Source organism: [Clostridium] citroniae WAL-17108 (assembly GCF_000233455.1).
GTDB classification, from domain to species: Bacteria; Bacillota; Clostridia; order Lachnospirales; family Lachnospiraceae; genus Enterocloster; species Enterocloster citroniae.
In genome coordinates this window covers 235429-253714 of sequence record NZ_JH376426.1, presented here as the reverse complement: position 1 = coordinate 253714, position 18286 = coordinate 235429, and the positions used below count along the sequence as shown (strand labels likewise).

The window sequence follows — 18286 nt, the reverse complement described above, 5'->3', positions numbered from 1 at the left end:
ACCGGACCGGCGGACAGACCGGAAGAACAGACCGGAAGGACAGACGGAAAAACGGACCGAATGGAGGATGAGGAATGGAAGCAATACTTTTGGCCGGCGGACTTGGCACACGGCTTCGCAGCGTGGTAAGCGACCGGCCCAAGCCCATGGCGCTGATTGAAGGACGCCCTTTTATGGAGTATGTGACCAGGGAACTGGTGCGCCACGGGATCACGGACATTATCTTTGCCGTGGGGTATAAGGGTTCCATGGTGGAGGAGCATTTTGGCAGTGGAGACAGGTTTGGATTTCATGCTTCCTACGCCTATGAGGAGACATTGCTGGGAACAGCGGGGGCTATTAAGAATGCGGGCCGACTGATCACACAGGACAGGTTCTATGTCCTCAATGCGGATACATTTTATCAGATCGATTATACGCGGCTGTCCAAGATCATGGATGTCCGGGATCTGGACATGGCCCTTGTACTGCGGGAAGTGGAGGATGTGTCCAGATATGGACAGGCTGTCCTGGACCGGGAAGGGATACTCACTGCATTTAACGAAAAAATAGAGGAAGCCAGAACAGGGACCATTAACGGCGGCGTCTACCTGATGAAAAGGGAGCTGCTTGACAGGATACCGGAGGGAAAGGTTTCACTGGAAAATGACATGATACCCAGATGGCTGGGCGAGGAAAAAAGGCTGGGAGGTTTTGTCAATGACGGATATTTTATCGATATCGGCATTCCCGAGGCATACTACCAGTTCCAGGAAGATGTGAGGAGGAAGGTTATATGGTGATCAGAGGAAGGGCGCCCCTTCGCGTAAGCTTTGGCGGAGGGGGAACCGATGTGGCGCCGTTCTGCGAGGAACAGGGCGGGGCCATTATCGGAAGCACCATTAATAAATATGCGTATTGTTCCATTGTCCCCAGGGAGGATGACCAGATCATTGTGAATTCCATTGATTTTGATATGACGGTCAAATACAATACAAATGAGAATTATGTCTATAACGGAAAGCTGGACCTGGTAACCGCCGCCTTAAAGGCCATGGATATCAAGCAGGGCTGCGAGGTGTTCCTGCAGTGTGACGCGCCTCCGGGCTCAGGTCTTGGAACGTCCTCTACGGTGATGGTAGCCATGCTCATGGCCATGTCCCGCTGGAAGGGAACTATGATGGACGCCTATGCCATGGCGGACCTGGCTTACCAGGTGGAGCGTCTGGATCTGGGGATCGATGGAGGTTACCAGGATCAGTATGCGGCCAGCTTTGGCGGATTTAATTTTATCGAGTTCCATGGACGCAATAATGTGGTGGTGAATCCTCTGCGCATTAAGAAGGATATCATCCATGAGCTGCAGTACAACCTGCTGCTCTGCTACACGGGAAAGATCCATGTATCCGCCAACATTATCAAGGACCAGGTCCAAAACTATGAGAAAAAGGACAGTTTTCAGGCCATGTGCGAGGTGAAGGCCCTGGCCTATGCATTAAAGGATGAGCTGTTAAAGGGCAACCTCCACAGCTTCGGAAAGCTTTTGGACTATGGATGGCAGAGCAAAAAGCGCATGAGCTCCAAGATAACCACACCCCAGATTGATGAGCTCTATGACGAGGCCCTGAAAGCAGGGGCCCTGGGCGGAAAGCTTTTGGGAGCCGGCGGGGGAGGCTATCTTTTGATGTACTGCCCCTATAATGTGCGCCACAAGGTGGCGGCCCGCATGGAGCAGGTGGGAGGCCAGCTGGCTGATTGGAACTTTGAACTGCGGGGAGCCCAGAGCTGGGTTATGGATGACGACAGATGGCAGTACGACCAGGTGACGGTCCATATGCCTGACGGAGAGTACAGGTTCGGCCTGTAAGCCGGATACAGGGAGATATGATCTGAATGGAACGAATTGTATTTTTAGACAGGGATGGTACCCTGAATGAGGAGGTCCACTATCTTCACAGACGGGAGGACTTAAAGCTGATCCCAGGCGTTCCCCAGGCGCTGAGGCTGCTGAAACAGGCCGGATACCGGCTGGTGGTGGTGACCAATCAGGCAGGGGTGGCCAGGGGGTACTATAAGGAGTCGGATGTGGAGGCGCTGCACCGCTATATGAACCGTGTATTGGAGCGGGAGGGGGCGGCCGTTGACGCCTACTATTACTGCCCCCACCATCCGGAGCATGGTCTGGGAAAATACAAAACCCAGTGCAGATGCCGCAAGCCCGGGACCGGTATGTTTGAGATGGCGGAAAAGGACTTTGAAGTGGACAAGGCCCATTCCTTTATGGTGGGCGATAAACTGCTGGACGTGGAAGCGGGAAGGAATTACGGCATTGCCTCCATTCTGGTGGGCACCGGATACGGCAGGGAGCAGCACCAAAAGGATATGGACCGGGGAGTAAACCCTGTGTACGATCATTATGGCGAGACCCTTATGGACGCGGCACGGTGGATTGTGGAGAAAGGACAGGTGTGAACCCATGAAAGAGATGGAATATCTGGAGGAACTGACCGGAAGATATCCGGTGCTTGAAGCGGTAAAGGAGGATATCCGGGCCGCTTATGAGCTTTTAAAGGATTGTTATGAGCAAGGGGGAAAGGTCCTCATCGCGGGCAACGGAGGAAGCTGCGCGGACAGTGAACACATTGTGGGGGAACTTATGAAGGGCTTTGTTAAACGGCGCCCCGTGTCCCCGGAGTTTGCCCGTGCGCTCAGACAGGCCGATCCCCAGCGGGGCGCTGCGCTGGAGGAGGGACTTCAGGGAGCGCTTCCCGCAATCGCCCTCACCGGGCATACGGCCCTGTCCACCGCATTCCTCAATGATGTGGATGGGGAGATGATCTATGCCCAGCAGCTGTATGGTTATGGAAAAAAAGGAGATGTATTCATAGGTATTTCCACATCGGGCAATGCAAAGAATGTGATGTATGCCGCGGCTGTGGCAAAAGCCATGGGAATTAAGGTTATTGGCCTGGCCGGAAAGGATGGGGGAGCCCTGGCAAAGGCCAGCGATGTGCCCATTGTGGTTCCGGAAAAGGAGACCTTTAAGATCCAGGAACTCCATCTTCCGGTTTACCACGCCCTTTGCCTGATGCTGGAGGAGCATTTCTATGAAGTATAAGCATGTGTTTTCTATCTGCGCATACAAGGATTCCCCTTATCTGGAGCGCTGTATCCGTTCTCTGAAGGCCCAGAGCCTGCCGGGCCACATGATCCTGTGCACATCCACCCCAAGCCCCTACATAGACGGGCTTGCATGGAAATATGGAATTCCTCTGTATGTAAGGGATGGGGAGAGCAATATAAGGGATGACTGGAATTTTGCCTATGAGATGGCGGATGGTGAGTTGGTCACCATCGCACATCAGGATGATATGTATCACAGGGAATATTCGGCCCAACTTCTGGAAGCCTATGGCAGATACCCGGATATGACCGTGTTTACCACGGACTATGCCATTATAAAGAACGGCCGTCTGATCACAGGGGATAAAATGCTCTGGATCAAGCGTCTGCTGCGCATTCCGCTGCGTATGCCCTGTCTGAATGGTTTGACCTGGGTCAAACGCCTGTCCCTGATCCTTGGCAATCCGATCTGCTGCCCGGCCACCACCTACCAGAAAAAAATGCTGGGTGTACCCCTGGTGCGTTCCGGATTCCAGTTTGCCCTTGACTGGGACAATCTTTACAAGCTGGCCGGGGAAAGGGGCCGTTTTATCTGCGTGGAACGTCCCCTTCTCTATTATCGAGTCCATGAGGGCGCTACAACCAAGGCATGTATTGCGGACAACAGAAGGCAGCTGGAGGAGGAAATCATGTTCAGACGCTTCTGGCCGGAACCTGTTGCCCGTCTTCTGATGCATTTTTATAAGTCGGCTTACGCAGAATATGAGTGACGGATCCGTTTTGGAAAATCGAAAGAACAGAAGGATTAAAGGTTATATATGAAAGGTAGCAAGAGAGAGAACCTGCTCCTGGCAGGGCTTTTTGGGCTGGCAGGAATATTTCTTATCATATCATGCCATAAGGTAATGGTCACCGGTCCCCTGAGCCTTGTCCTGAAGGAGGCATCTTCCAGAACCATGATGGCTGAAGTGGGAGTTGTATTTATATGGAACCTGCTCTGGCTGAAGGGCAGGGGAAAAGCGTGGGTCAGGTGTCTGGGACTTGCTGCGGGTATCGTGGTATTTACCTGGTGTCACCGGATCTTCCTTCCTGGGGCGGTATCATTCCTGTATCTGGCGGCCCTGATGCTTTGGGGCAGATGGCTGCACCGGCTCATATCCCTTGAACTAAAGGAATGCACGATCCTGGAAATGTCTTTGTCCCTGGTGACCGGAAGCGGATTCTGGATCGTGTTTGTGTGCCTCATTTCCCTGACAGGCCATGGAGGAATCCGCCTGTGGCGGTGGTGCGCGCTGATTATGGGGGCCGCCGCCCTGCTGGCCGAGGGGGCCTTGTTTGTCAGGAGGCGCCGGAGAATGCCGGCCCAGGGGGAACGGTCCCCCAGGAACTGCCGGAGCGTATTCCTTGGCTGGATGCCGGAGCGCAGGTCCCATGCCTGGCTCCTGGCATTTATCATAACCATGGTGTTAATCCAGGCAGGACGCCTGAATATTGAGCTGGACTATGATTCCCTGCATTACGGACTCCGCTCCGTCTATGTCCTGGACAACGGCAGGGGGATCTATGAAAATCTGGGGATGATCAACCTGGTATATACCTACAGCAAAGGACTGGAGGTGCTGGTGCTTCCCCTGTGCGGCACGCCCACATATGGGTTCGTGCTGGCATTTTCATTGTGGATCGCCGTGGCTGTACTGGCCCTTGGGGCGTCCATGGTGAGCCGGGTCAAAGGGCGCGGGATGGGGCTGTTTGCGGCGGCCGTTCTCTCCTCCATACCGGGTATCATGAACATGGCGGCCACGGCCAAAAGCGATATCATCACCCTGCTGCACCAGCTGATTATCTATTATTTTTTGTGCCAGGCATTTGAGACAGGGAAAAAGGATGAAAAAGGCCCTGGCAGACAGTCGGGAACGCCCTGGCTTCTTATGGCCATAGGTACCTATCTTCTGACCATGGTCTATAAACCCACTGCATTGGTATTTTCCACCGCCCTTGGAGGCGTGGCGCTGTTGTGCCTGATCCTTACAGGCCGTCTCACCCTGGGGGATAAAAGGGGATGGCTGCTGCTGGTATTTCCCGCGGGCGCGGTGGCGGGGCTGTGGTACCGCACCTGGCTTTTGACCGGGGTGCCGGTGACCTCCATCTTTGCGGGCTTTTGCGAGAAGATCGGCTGGGCGGTTAAATATCCCTTTACCTTCCGCCATGTGATCGGGGATGCGTCCCTGCTCACAGTGGAGGAAAAGCTGGCCCGTCTGGGAAGGCGTCTTGGGGAAATGCTCCTGGCTCCCGTATCGGAGGATATGGACCATGTGATCATTGCCTGGGGAACCTGTCTGGTGACCCTGTTCCTTTTTATCTGGATATGGTCGGCGGTAAAGAGCAGGGACAGGAGGAACCCCAGGGTTTTCTTTGACCTGGTCCTGGTTCCTGTTATGGCACTGGGATGTATTGCAAGCATCTATACCCTTTCCCAGGTGGACGGAAACTATTTTATATTGTTCTATGCATTGGTGGTCATCAGCTCCATGAGGATGGCCGGGGGGATCGGTGAAGCAGGAGTTGAGAAAGCCGGGATTGAGGAAGCAGGCGCCGGGAAAGCAGGCAGGTTGTGCTGCTTGACGGTCATTCTCTTCATGGTATGCAACGTCCCTATTACCTGTCTGACCAGCTGGGCTGGAAATCCCGGATTTACCCCCATAAGCCTGAAGCACAGGGGATATTACGACCACCGCCGGGAGGCGCTTGTGAGAAGGCGGGAAAAGGGATATCAGGGCCTGGCCGGCAGCTTTACGCCCAGGACAAGGGTGGTTGCTTTTGGGACCCATCCCGATGTCCTGGAACTGCCCTGCAGCGTTCAGAGCTACTATGATGTGACGGGCAGCGGCGGAAACGTGTATCTGGTAAAGAGGCTGGCTTATTTTGAGGAATTCCTGGAATATGCGGGTACGGAATATTTCTTTGTGGAGGCAGGATATCTGGCGGGGCAGCCAAGGGCCCTTGAGATGATCGAGGACATGATCGAGGAGGGAAGCCTTACCGATATCCGGTATGAATGGGGGAATATGACAGCCAGGGTTACCCTTGACGGCGCTGCCCCTGAACATCCGGAGCAGGCTGTGGAGGAGTTTTACCAAAATTACAGCATGGAGCGTGTGACGGCCCACATGACACATCCATAAGGAAACCTGCAAGAGCAAGGGCACCGGGTGCCCGGGACAAGGAGGCGCGTACAGTGGAGACAAAAGAGAGTGCAAGAACCAGGATCGGTTTCTCCAGAATGGAGAAAAAATATGAATGGAAGGACCATGTGATCTTTATGGGGCTTCTGTTGGCCACGGCAATCTGGGTGAACAGGAATATTGAAATCAAGGGGCTTTACATGGATGACCTGTATTTCTGGTCCTGCTACGGGGAACAGGGATTCCTGCAGTATGTATTTCCCGTGGGCAGTACGAGGTTCCGATTCCTGTACTATCTGGCCGCCTGGCTGGAGATGGCGGTGGTGGGCAATCATGTGAACTGGTTCGTGCCCTTTAACGTACTGTTGAACGCAGCGGTGTCATGGTCCGTCTACCTTGTGGGACGCCGTCTGGCCGGCTCCAAGGCCATCGGTTTCCTGTGCGGTTTTATGTATCTGTCCAGCCGTATGGCTTACTACCAGATCGGCCAGGTCCTGGGGCTGATGGAGACCATGGCCCTGTGGATGGCCATCGGAATCCTATGGTATCTTTACCGCTATATGAATGAGGAGGACAGCCAGGGATGTATTTACCTGTCCTGCGCCCTTTATTTCGGCGTATGTTTTGTCCATGAACGATATATGGTGCTGTTTCCGCTGCTTCTGTTCGCATTGCTGGTAAAGCGCTCCAAAGGGCCTTGGGAATGGGGGATCAGCATCGGTTCCTTCCTCCTTGTCCAGCTGATCCGGGCATTTACCATCGGAAGCATTCTTCCGGCCGGCACGGGAGGAACCCAGGTGGCGGACACCTTTTCCATAGGGGATACTATCCGCTATGCCCTGTGCCAGGCCGCCTATGTGTTTGGGATCAATGCAGGCCCGGAACACCTGAACGGCTGTCCGTGGGACCAGAGCCCGCTGGGGATCCGGCTCCTGGTGCTTGCGGCCGACCTGGCCATTGTAATTCTTGTCATTGGCTTTCTGGTAAAACTCATAAGGGATAAACGGAAGGATGCCAGGCTGCGGATCATCTGGAATTCAGTCCTGTTCCTGCTGTTTATCGGGGCCTGCATTGCGTCCTCCAGTGTTACCATTCGGGTGGAAATGCGCTGGGTCTATGTCTCCCTCACAGCATCCCTATTGTTTCTGGCATATATGTATGGGGTGCTGACCCAGGGGGTGAAGCCGGAGCTTTACCTGAAACGCCTGTGGCCCTGGGGTGTGGTGTTTGCCTGTTATGTGGCGCTGATGCTGCCCGTGGAGTTGTTTTACAGGGGATACTATCCCAAACTGTATTTGTGGCCCAACCAGCTCAGGTATAACTCTCTGGCTGAGGAGACTTATGAGCGGTATGGGGATAGTATTTTCGGAAAGACCATTTATATCATAGGCAACAGCTATGAGATGAGCGATTTTACTGCCCGCACGTTCTTTAAGGTGTATGACAAGGACAGGACAGCGGAGGGGACCAGGGTGGAATTCATAGACAGTATCCGGGATATCGGGCTGGTGAACGACCGCATGCTTGTGCTGCGGGAGGATCCGGACCACAACGGATTCCAGGACATCACCCAGTTTGTGAAAGAACTGAAGCTCCAGGTGGACTATGGCTACTATGAGGACGGATGGATGGACGAACATGCCAGCCTTACAGTCATGGCGGGAGAGACGGGCTGCATTGATCTGGAGATCATGTACCCGGGCGTCATGAACGGAGGGGAGGGCATCAAGATCACCATGGACCAGGAGGAGCCGAGGGTCATCCCGGTCCGCTCCACGGTGGTGAATACCACCATTGAGGCGGAACCATGGCAGATGGTACACCTGACCTTTGATTATAATTTTTATATGCCCAATGCCCAGGAGCAGCGGGGAGACGACAGGCTTGCCGCAATCGTGCATATGACGGCCAGGTAGCGGACGGGACGCCTGGTACATCCCAAAGAGAGGAAAAGAAACCATGAACGCAGAACGATACAGAAAAATCATATATTGGATGCTCCCTGTTCTGGGCGTTTTATTCTGCCTGTGGTATGTGAAGAATGCCACCTGCGATGTGGTATATTCCGATTATATCAGGCTGGTGAACAGCTATCTTCCCGATGTGTATGATCCGGACAAGTTCTTTGTACCGGATGTGCTTACCAGGATCCCCATCAATTACCTTTGCAGGATCGTGAATGTGGAACTGTTCGGATTCTCCATTACCTTTGAGCGGGTCCTGGGGGTGGTGAGCCTGGGGCTGGCCGGATGGGCATTCGGTATTTACTGCAGGGACAAACGAATCGGCTGCGGCTGGTTTGCCCTTCTCATGGCGGTAATGTTCAGCCTGAACAAATGGGAAATGCTTACAAACGGAAGCGGATGGTCCCATTTCTTTGCCTTTGCCTGTTTTTACTACCATGAACTGGTTCTGGACCGTGTGTGGTCCGGCGGGGAAAAAAAACATGACAGGATGAAACTCCTGGCGCTTCCCTGGCTGATCATACTGGGAACAGCAGGCCCTTACTGCGCCGTCTATGCAGTGACGCTCCTTATGTCCTACGGATTCTGCATGGTGCGGGACGGACTTGGGAGAGGGGAGCGGACCGGAAAGGGAGTCTTAGATGTCCGGTCCTGGGACATGCGGTATCTGGCCTATATGGCATGTACCCTGATCCCGCTGCTTCTTTATATTCTCAGCAATTCCTTTGCAGTGGAGGAACATGCCGGGGCCACGGGGCGCTCTTTGATGGAGATCCTTTCTGACAATCCCACATTTCCGGTACGGTTCATGCTCAAATCCTTTGCAGGGATCCTGGTGGGGGGAGAGGAACTTCAGGAATTGATGAGACAGGGGGTGCTGAGCAGCCGGATGTGTTACCTCATAGGCATGTTTGTCCTTTTGGGCTATGTGTATGCCCTTTATCTGAACCTGAGATTTAAGCTTTATGAGAGGACCATATTTCCCATGATGCTGCTGGTGGGAGGCGGGCTTAACCATGTGATCATATTCATATCCCGCTATATATTTGAGAGTGAGACATATGCCCTAAGTTCCCGCTACGCCCTGCAGTTCCAGGTGGGGATCCTGGGGCTGGTCCTTACCTTTGCGCTTACCTGGAATAAGGGCGGGGGAAAACGTAGGGTGCGGCAGTGGCTGACGGCAGTATTCTGCCTTGCAATCCTGGCGGGAAATGGTTATACTACTTATCATGAGATCAGGAAGGCCCCAAACCGGGAGGCGAGTTTTGAGAAAAAGGCGGCAATGGCCCCGCTGATCCCGGGTATGAGCCGGGAGGAGCTGGAGGCCGCCAAGAAGGATCTGGAAGACACATACGAGTACAGGAAAGGCGTGGACAAGATCCAGGAGGCATTCCGTATCTTAGAGGAAAACAGGCTGAATATTTTCAGATAAAAGCACATAATGGAGGAAAAGAATGAAGGTTGTAATTTTAGCAGGCGGACTTGGCACAAGGATCAGCGAGGAGAGTCATCTGAAACCAAAGCCCATGATTGAAATCGGCGGAAAGCCCATTATGTGGCATATTATGAAGTACTACTCCGAATACGGATTCCATGATTTTGTTATCTGCCTTGGATATAAGCAGTACGTGGTCAAGGAATTTTTTGCGGATTATTTCCTTCACACATCAGATGTGACCTTTGACCTTGCCAATAACAAGATGGAGGTGCACAACAACTATTCCGAGCCATGGAAGGTGACCCTGGTGGACACAGGGCTTAACACCATGACCGGAGGGCGTGTGAAGCGGATCCAGCCGTATATTGGGAATGAGCCGTTTATGCTCACCTACGGCGATGGGGTATCCACAGTGGACCTGGACAAACTGGTGCAGTTCCACAAGTCCCATGGCAGGACGGCAACCATCACCACCGTGAACATCGGGCAGATGAAGGGGGTGCTGGATATTGATGAGGACAACACCATTATGTCCTTCCGGGAAAAGGAGGACAATGACGGCGCCCTGATCAACGGCGGTTTCATGGTGATGGAACCCGGTATCTTTGATTATCTGGAGGGGGATTCCACTGTGTTCGAGAAGGAGCCCATGCAGAGGCTGGCAGCTGAGGGGCAGCTTAAATCCTTTTACCACAGCGGGTTCTGGCAGTGCATGGACACCCAGCGTGAGATGAAGAAACTGGAGGAATTGTGGCAGTCCGGTAAAGCTCCCTGGAAGATTTGGAAAGATTGAGAAAAGCTGTGCGGCTGCGGAGCTGCCGGCAGTTGGAGAATGATTGATTGCAGGGAGGCGTTGGAATCATGACCATGGAAGAATTGACAAAGTTTTATAAAGATAAACGGGTGCTGGTGACAGGCCATACCGGGTTTAAGGGGGCCTGGCTTTCCAGGATACTCACATTGGCGGGGGCGAAGGTGACGGGGTATGCCCTTGAACCGCCCACGGATCCCAGCCTGTTTGAGATCGCAGGTCTTGAGGATACCATGGAGAGCGTGACCGGGGATGTGAGGGACCTGAAGCATTTGCGGGATGTGTTTGAACAGGTGGAGCCTGAGATCGTGTTCCATCTGGCCGCCCAGCCGATTGTGCGGGATTCCTATAAGGATCCGGTGTATACCTATGAGACCAATGTGATGGGAACCGTCCATGTGATGGAGTGCGTGCGGCTTACAGAGAGCGTGCGCTCGTTCCTTAATGTGACCACGGATAAGGTGTATGAGAATAAGGAGTGGGAGTATGGATACAGGGAAAATGATCCCCTGGATGGATTTGACCCCTATTCCAACAGCAAGTCATGCTCGGAGCTGGTGACCCACAGTTACCAGAAATCCTTCCTGTCCCAGGGACGCTGTGCTGTCTCTACTTCAAGGGCCGGTAATGTGATCGGAGGCGGTGATTTTGCCAATGACCGGATCATACCGGACTGTGTGAGAGCCGCTGCTGCCGGCAAGGATATCATTGTTCGCAACCCCCACTCCACAAGGCCGTACCAGCTGGTGCTGGAGCCCCTGGCGGTTTACCTCACCATTGCCATGAAGCAGTATGAAGACCGGCGTTATCAGGGATACTATAATGTGGGCCCTGATGACAAGGACTGCGTGACAACCGGACATCTGGTGGATATGTTCTGCCGCGTATGGGGACAGGGGATCAAGTGGATCGACCGCTATGACGGAGGCCCCCATGAGGCCGGTTTCCTGAAGCTGGACTGTTCCAGGATCAAGTCGGTATTTGGCTGGCAGCCCAGATACGGGGTGGAGGAAGCCATTGCAAAGACCGTGGAGTGGTCCAGGGCATATTTGGAGGGCGAGGAGATGCTGGAGGTCATGGACAGACAGATACGGGAGTTTTTTACCCGGGAGAATTGAGAGAGGAGATTTTGAACTATGTTTGATCATAAAACAGAAGCGGAGGCAAGAGAACAGATCCTTGCCATGGTGGAGGAATACTGCAGTACCTTCCATAATAAGAAAGGCCCGTTTAAGGAGGGTGACAGGATTCCCTATGCATCCCGCGTCTATGACTACCATGAGATGGTGAACCTGGTGGACAGCGCCCTGGAATTCTGGCTTACGTCCGGCCGGTTTACGGATGAATTTGAAAAGAAGCTGGCGGACTATCTGGGGATCAGGTTCTGCTCCCTGGTAAATTCCGGCTCTTCCGCCAACCTGGTTGCATTTATGACCCTGACATCCCCGCTGCTGGGCGAACGCAGGGTCAAAAGAGGGGATGAGGTCATCACGGTGGCCTGCGGCTTCCCCACAACCGTAGCTCCCGTACTTCAGTATGGGGCTGTCCCCGTATTTGTGGACGTGACCATTCCCCAGTATAATATAGATGTAACTAAGCTGGAGGAGGCATTCTCAGACAGGACAAAGGCGGTGATGATCGCCCATACCCTGGGCAATCCCTTTGACCTGAGGGCAGTGAAGTCCTTCTGTGAGCGCCATAACCTGTGGCTGGTGGAGGACAACTGCGATGCGCTGGGCAGCCGGTATACCGTGGAGGCGGAGGGAAAGGAGCAGACCAGATTTACCGGGACCATCGGAGACATCGGGACCTCCAGCTTCTATCCTCCACACCATATGACTATGGGAGAGGGCGGAGCCGTATACACGGACAATCCCCTTCTCAACAAGATCATCCGCTCCTTCCGCGATTGGGGGCGGGACTGTGTGTGTCCATCGGGCCGGGACAATATGTGCGGGCACAGGTTCGACAAACAGTTCGGCGAGCTGCCCCTGGGATATGACCACAAATATGTGTATTCCCATCTTGGATACAATCTGAAGGCCACCGACATGCAGGCGTCTATCGGATGCGCCCAGATTGAAAAGTTCCCATCCTTTGTGGAGCGCCGCCGTCATAATTTTGCGCGCCTGAAGGCAGGCCTTAAGGGGCTGGAGGACAAACTGATCCTGCCCGAGGCAGCGCCTCACTCTGAGCCCAGCTGGTTCGGCTTCCTGATCACATGCCGGGAGGGAGTGGACCGGAACCAGGTAGTGCGGTATGTGGAAGGAAAAGGCGTCCAGACCAGGATGCTCTTTGCAGGCAACCTGACTAAACACCCATGTTTTGATGAGATGAGAAGCACAGGCACGGGATACAGGATCGTGGGTGAGCTGGCCAATACGGACAGGATCATGTCAGATACCTTCTGGGTGGGCGTGTATCCGGGAATGACGGATGAGATGATCGATCATATGGCAAAGACCATCCGTGAGGCAGTGGGCGCATAGTGAAAAGGAGTACGGTAAGATGAAATCAGATTATGATATGAGCCGGGTCCATCAGGCCAATCTGACGATCCTGAAAGAGATAGACAGGATCTGCCGCAAATACAATATCAAATACATGCTGGATGCAGGAACACTGATCGGTGCGGTCCGCCACAAGGGGTTCATACCTTGGGATGATGACGCGGATGTGGCATTTACCAGAAACCAGTACGATGCGTTTATGAAGGTGGTAAAAAGGGAACTTCCCCAAGGTCTGGAGCTTGTGGAGCCCGACAGCTTTCGGAATGGGAAGGGATTCTATGATTTTACGGCACGGATCATCTATAAGAACAGCAGGTGTCATGAAGACAGCCCGCAAATGCGGTTCTATGAGGGAAAGCTGAACCACCTGTGGGTGGACCTGTTTGTCATAGACAGGCTGCCTGCCGGCAGGATGGGGGCTTCCATTACAAAATTACTGCACATGGCGGTATACGGAATGGCCATGGGACACAGGTATGAGCTGGATTTTAAAAAGTACAGTCTGGCCAATAAGATATTTGTGGGTATCCTGGCCGGTGTGGGCCGGTGCGTCCCTATGAAGGCTATTTTCTCCATGCAGAGGGCCCTTGCATTAAAGGACAGGAAAAGCAAGGGCAGACTGCGCTACTACAGCAACTACCAGCCGGATTTCCTGTACGTGACCGTGGACCAGGACTGGTGCGACAATGTGGAGGACGCCCCGTTTGAGGATACACAGCTGATGATACCAAAGGGCTGGCATGAGGTCCTGACCCTTCTGTATGGGGATTACATGCAGTTGCCTCCTGAGGAGCAACGGGTTCCCGCCCACTCCAGCATGGAGATTGAGGTGTTTGATTAGAGTGAGTTTGAAAATTGCTCCGGCTCTGAATGAAGAAAGGACTTAAGACATAGTTCATGGACAGATTGTTATCGGTTGTGGTCTCAGTCTACAACGAAGAAAAGGCATTGGAAGATTTTTACAGAGAAGCAACGGGGGTACTAAAGGGGATTGCGTGGGAGTATGAACTGATTTTTGTAAATGACGGAAGCGGGGATCAGAGTTTATCCATACTGGAACGCCTTGCTGCAGGAGACAGTAACGTAAAGGTGGTCAGCTTTTCCAGAAATTTCGGCCACGAGGCCGCCATGATCGCCGGACTGGATTACAGCAGGGGGGATGGCATCATATGTATGGACGCGGACCTTCAGCACCCTCCGGAATGTATTCCCGGGATTCTGGAATGCTTTGAGAGGGGATATGAAGTTATCAACATGGTCCGCACCAGAAATAAGACCGCGGGTCTTGTAAAGAACATAACATCTTCCGGTTTTTACTGGCTGATCAATCATATTTCAGACGTACATTTTGAGGCCAATGCCTCTGACTTCTTTGCCATCAGCCGTCACGTTGCCCAGGTCCTGAAGGAAAACTACCGTGAAAAGGTGCGTTTTTTGCGGGGCTATGTGCAGAATGTAGGCTTTAAAAAGACTACAATAGAATATGAGGCCAGGGCCAGGGTGGCGGGGGAGAGCAAATACAGCATCAAAAAGCTGTTTGTTTTCTCCATTAATACGATTTTATGTTTTTCCAATATGCCGTTGAAGCTGGGAATCTATGCGGGGATATTCTCAGCCCTGCTGGGGCTGCTGGTTATGATTTATACGCTGTTTACGCGCAGGGGGGCGCCCAGCGGTTACGCCACCATCGTGGTGCTGATCTGTTTTATGTTTGCCATGATGTTTGTGATCATTGGCATTATCGGGGAATACATTGCCATTCTGTTTACAGAGCTTAAAGACAGGCCGATCTACATTGTTGACAGGACGGAAAATTTTGAGGAGATCGGGAAGTGATCATATGAAGGGGGCTTGACATGTTCAGGTTCCTCTTTTTTAATTTGGTTCTTTGGCAGGATATATTGTTTAAGTTTATGGAAATTTAATGCTTCCTTTCTTGACAATACCTGGCATAAGTGTTTATAATTGGCTACGTGACAATATGTCACAATGACATTGTGTCATTTTAAGGGAATATGAGGATACCAATGATAGCAAGGAGGCTGGCTTAATGCCTACACAGCGTTTTTTGAAACTAAAGGAAGAAAAGAAGCAGGCCATACTGGAAGCAGCTGTCCATGAGTTCTCCAGAGTACCCTATTCTTCTGCATCCATTAACCAGATCATCAAGGAAGCCGATATCTCCAGGGGAAGCTTTTATACATATTTTGAGGATAAGGATGACCTTATGCAGTATATGCTGCGTGGGTTCAGGGAGAGTTGCCAGGCAAAGGTGTTCAGGACCCTGAAGGAATCAGGGGGGAACCCGTTTGCAGCAGCGGTGCAGCTTTTGGAGGCAGTGATGGAGCAGGGAGAGGACGGCCTGGGATACCGCATGTACAGGAACATGCTTTCCGACCTGAGCCTGGTCAACCAGAACCATTTGTTTGGGATCAGTGGCTTCATGCTTGAGGATGAAGCCTACAGGACGTTCATTAAGAATATTTATGAGCGCATTGACAGGGATCATTACCCCATTGATGAAGAGAATCTGGCATATCTGGTGGAGATGCTCATGCTTATTACCATCAAGGCCGTTACCCAGTATTATAAAAATGTTGTGGATAAAGAGCAGCTTCTTACAGTGACCAGAAAAGAAATGCAGATCCTGGAAAAGGGAATCTGTAATATTACCACATTGCAACACGGACAAAGAGGAGAATCAAGATGAGAAATATGAAAAAATACGGACACCGGGCAGCTGTCTTATTGGCAGCAACCGCCATTGCCGGATCCATGCCCATGACAGCATTTGCCACCCTTGCAAGCAAGCCGGATGAGAACTACGCGGTTGCGGAACCGCCCGCCCCGGACATCACCAAGGACATCAGCCCGGAGTTTGCCTATTCTGCCGACAAGTGGGCCAGCCTAAGGGACAATGTAATGGAATACGGCGAACTGGCGGATCTGATACACGAGTATAACCCCACGGTGCGCAGCAACCGTTCCACGCTCAGCGACCAGAAAAAGCAGAATCTTACCGACATCAATGAACAGCTTCTGGATGATGCCAGGGATCTGTGGGATGATGCCAGCAACACGGATACGGATTCCTATAATGGCAGGATGCAGGCAGCCCAGCTGGATTTTGCAGGCAATTCCCTGGCCAAGGTGGCGGACCAGAACTATATGGACGCGGATATGTATAAGATAACGTATGACCAGACAGAAGCCAACCTTGTGTTCCAGGCCCAGCAGCTGATGGCAACCTATGAACAGTCCGCCTATACCATGGAGAACCTTAACGCCAGCAGGGCGCTGGCCCAGGCTTCCTACGAGGCAACCGTTGCGCGCAGGAATGCGGGAATGGCCACTGAGACCGATGTGCTAACAGCCCTTAAGAGTGTCCAGGACATTGATGCCAGCATTTTGTCGGCCCAGAAGTCAACGGACAACGTACACCGCAATCTTTGCATGATGCTGGGATGGGGAGCGGATTCCCAGCCTGAGATCCGGTCCATACCGGCGCCGGACCTGAACCGGATCGCGGCCATGAATCCGGAGGCGGACAGGGAACAGGCTGTTGCCAATAATTATGATGTGAAATATAATGAGCGTAAAATACAGAACCTGAGGTCCGAGGACCTGATCGCTTCCACAAACGCGACCCTGGAGGATGCCAGGAACAAGGTATACAACAGCCTTAAGACCCAGTACAATACGGTGCTGGATGCCAGAGATGCCCTGGATGCAGCAAATATAAAGTTCCAGCTGGAGACAGTGAACATGAATGCGGCATCTGCCAAGGCTGCCACGGGAAATATAAGCTCACTGGAACTGGTCCAGCAGCAGAACGCCTACACATCTGCCAAGAATGATGTTGAAACCGGAAAAATGCAGCTCATGCTGGCCATGGAAAAATATGACTGGATCAAAAAGGGACTTACATTCTAATATCAGGAAGCAGGAAAGGGTGACAATTATGATGAAGATATACAGCAGGTATTTACTTGGCGCTTCCATGGCTCTGATATTATCTGCTTCCGGCCCGTTTACAGCCCTGGCGCTCCCGGCGCCGGCTCCGGATGCGGAGTTTACAGAAGCCTATGCAAGACTGCAGGATAATCAGATGGATTATGATGAACTGGAAGACCTGATCAAGAACTATTATGAACCCATAAAAAAGGGATACGATGCCGCCACCAACACCTACACAAAGGAAATGGCGGATATCAGCAGCACCATGTTTGAAGCCGCACGGGAGATGGAGGAAGCAGCGGACGATATAGAGGATGCCGTAAAGAGCGGCCAGGTGGAGGCAGAGAATATCCAGGATGAGATGGAGAAGGTATATACCAACCGCGGTTATGCAAAGCAGTACCGGCGTGTGGCCCAGTCCATGGGGATGAGCATAGGAACCTCCACAAGGGACGACAGCAAGGGAATGAAGTCCCTTCAGCGCCAGGTAAACCAGATCGTGTACAGCCTTCAGCTGGCCATGAACGGTTATGAGCAGCTTATGGTCAACCGGGATGCGGCTGCAAAAGGCGTGGAGATCGCAGAGACGGCAAAGAGCATACAGCAGACCATGCAGGCCCAGGGCCTTGCGGTGGATGCGGACGTGATCAGCGCGGCAGCCAGCCTTACATCTGCCAAATCCCAGCTGGAAGCCCTGGATACCCAGGCGGCCAGCCTTAAGAAGACCCTGTGCCAGTTTACGGGATGGGGACCGGAGGGGGACCCTGTGATCGGGACCGTGCCTTCAGCTGACGTGGCGGCCATTGCATCCATTGATGTAAATGCGGATAAGGAAAAGGCAGTAAACAACAATTATTCCCTGATCTCCCTCAGAGGGACCCAGGGAGGAGACATGAGCCAGATCGAAAAGGTGATGACGAAGTCCACCACCCAGGCCAGGAACAAGATGCGCAGCGTGGAATACAATGAAGATTCCGTGCGCTCCAATATCCAGACCCTGTATGATACCATACTGGAGAAAAAGGTGACCTTTGATTCCGCCTCCACAGCATGGCAGGCGGCTCAGAATACCTGGCAGGCGGCCCAGATCCAGCACGGCAACGGAAGCCTGAGCAAGATCGGCTTCATGCAGCAGGAGTTTCAATACCTGCAGGCCAGGGCCGCGTACAGAAGCGCGGACCTGAATCTTCAGCAGGCCATGCAGGACTACAACTGGGCAGTGGCCGGTCTGACTGTAGACGCTGAGTAGATATCTGGTTACAATAATCCCCTGTTTTTACCATAAAATTTGCCTATTGTCAAAGGTAACGGTAAAACGGGGG

At 52.7% G+C, this 18286-nt stretch carries 16 protein-coding genes; all 16 read left to right on the top strand.

Annotation, left to right across the window (positions count from 1 at the left end; translation table 11 throughout):
- The first annotated feature begins 74 nt into the window (after window positions 1-74).
- The 16 genes from HMPREF9469_RS21495 (at window position 75) to HMPREF9469_RS21420 (ending at window position 18213) form a co-directional block, all read left to right on the top strand.
- Complete coding sequence (locus HMPREF9469_RS21495) at window positions 75-782, top strand: nucleotidyltransferase family protein (protein WP_007866700.1); 708 nt, start codon at window positions 75-77, stop codon at window positions 780-782.
- On the top strand, window positions 776-1846 hold the full coding sequence (locus tag HMPREF9469_RS21490; protein ID WP_007866698.1) for a GHMP family kinase ATP-binding protein: 1071 nt from the start codon (window positions 776-778) through the stop codon (window positions 1844-1846). The genes HMPREF9469_RS21495 and HMPREF9469_RS21490 overlap by 7 nt, the downstream gene beginning before the upstream one ends.
- Before the next feature lie 26 nt (window positions 1847-1872).
- Entirely contained in the window at window positions 1873-2451 is a 579-nt protein-coding gene (gene gmhB, locus HMPREF9469_RS21485; RefSeq protein WP_007866695.1) for a D-glycero-beta-D-manno-heptose 1,7-bisphosphate 7-phosphatase, read from the top strand.
- 4 nt (window positions 2452-2455) lie between these two features.
- Window positions 2456-3097, top strand: a complete 642-nt coding sequence (locus tag HMPREF9469_RS21480) for a D-sedoheptulose-7-phosphate isomerase (protein ID WP_007866693.1) — start codon at window positions 2456-2458, stop codon at window positions 3095-3097.
- On the top strand, window positions 3087-3872 hold the full coding sequence (locus HMPREF9469_RS21475; RefSeq protein WP_007866691.1) for a glycosyltransferase family A protein: 786 nt from the start codon (window positions 3087-3089) through the stop codon (window positions 3870-3872). Before HMPREF9469_RS21480 ends, HMPREF9469_RS21475 begins: the two co-directional genes overlap by 11 nt.
- A gap of 48 nt (window positions 3873-3920) precedes the next feature.
- Entirely contained in the window at window positions 3921-6284 is a 2364-nt protein-coding gene (locus tag HMPREF9469_RS21470; RefSeq protein ID WP_007866689.1) for a glycosyltransferase family protein, read from the top strand.
- Window positions 6285-6337: 53 nt separating this feature from the next.
- Complete coding sequence (locus tag HMPREF9469_RS21465) at window positions 6338-8200, top strand: glycosyltransferase family 39 protein (protein ID WP_007866687.1); 1863 nt, start codon at window positions 6338-6340, stop codon at window positions 8198-8200.
- Window positions 8201-8243: 43 nt separating this feature from the next.
- Entirely contained in the window at window positions 8244-9680 is a 1437-nt protein-coding gene (locus HMPREF9469_RS21460; RefSeq protein WP_007866684.1) for a hypothetical protein, read from the top strand.
- A gap of 22 nt (window positions 9681-9702) precedes the next feature.
- A complete protein-coding gene (gene rfbF / locus HMPREF9469_RS21455; RefSeq protein ID WP_007866682.1) occupies window positions 9703-10479 on the top strand; it encodes a glucose-1-phosphate cytidylyltransferase in 777 nt (258 codons plus the stop codon).
- A 68-nt stretch (window positions 10480-10547) separates the two neighbouring features.
- Entirely contained in the window at window positions 10548-11615 is a 1068-nt protein-coding gene (rfbG, locus tag HMPREF9469_RS21450) for a CDP-glucose 4,6-dehydratase (protein WP_007866679.1), read from the top strand.
- An 18-nt stretch (window positions 11616-11633) separates the two neighbouring features.
- Window positions 11634-12986 (top strand): lipopolysaccharide biosynthesis protein RfbH, encoded by a 1353-nt coding sequence (rfbH, locus tag HMPREF9469_RS21445; RefSeq protein WP_007866677.1) that lies wholly within the window; start codon window positions 11634-11636, stop codon window positions 12984-12986.
- Between the two features lie 19 nt (window positions 12987-13005).
- The gene (locus tag HMPREF9469_RS21440) at window positions 13006-13848 is read left to right on the top strand and encodes a LicD family protein (RefSeq protein WP_007866676.1); all 843 of its coding nucleotides are present in this window, start codon (window positions 13006-13008) and stop codon (window positions 13846-13848) included.
- A gap of 56 nt (window positions 13849-13904) precedes the next feature.
- Entirely contained in the window at window positions 13905-14843 is a 939-nt protein-coding gene (locus tag HMPREF9469_RS21435) for a glycosyltransferase family 2 protein (protein ID WP_007866674.1), read from the top strand.
- 214 nt (window positions 14844-15057) lie between these two features.
- Complete coding sequence (locus tag HMPREF9469_RS21430; RefSeq protein WP_007866672.1) at window positions 15058-15717, top strand: TetR/AcrR family transcriptional regulator; 660 nt, start codon at window positions 15058-15060, stop codon at window positions 15715-15717.
- Window positions 15714-16940, top strand: coding sequence for a TolC family protein (locus tag HMPREF9469_RS21425; RefSeq protein WP_007866669.1), 1227 nt, complete (start codon window positions 15714-15716; stop codon window positions 16938-16940). The genes HMPREF9469_RS21430 and HMPREF9469_RS21425 overlap by 4 nt, the downstream gene beginning before the upstream one ends.
- Before the next feature lie 28 nt (window positions 16941-16968).
- Window positions 16969-18213: a TolC family protein gene (locus HMPREF9469_RS21420; protein WP_007866667.1), complete on the top strand. Its 1245-nt coding sequence runs from the start codon at window positions 16969-16971 to the stop codon at window positions 18211-18213.
- Window positions 18214-18286: the final 73 nt, after the last annotated feature.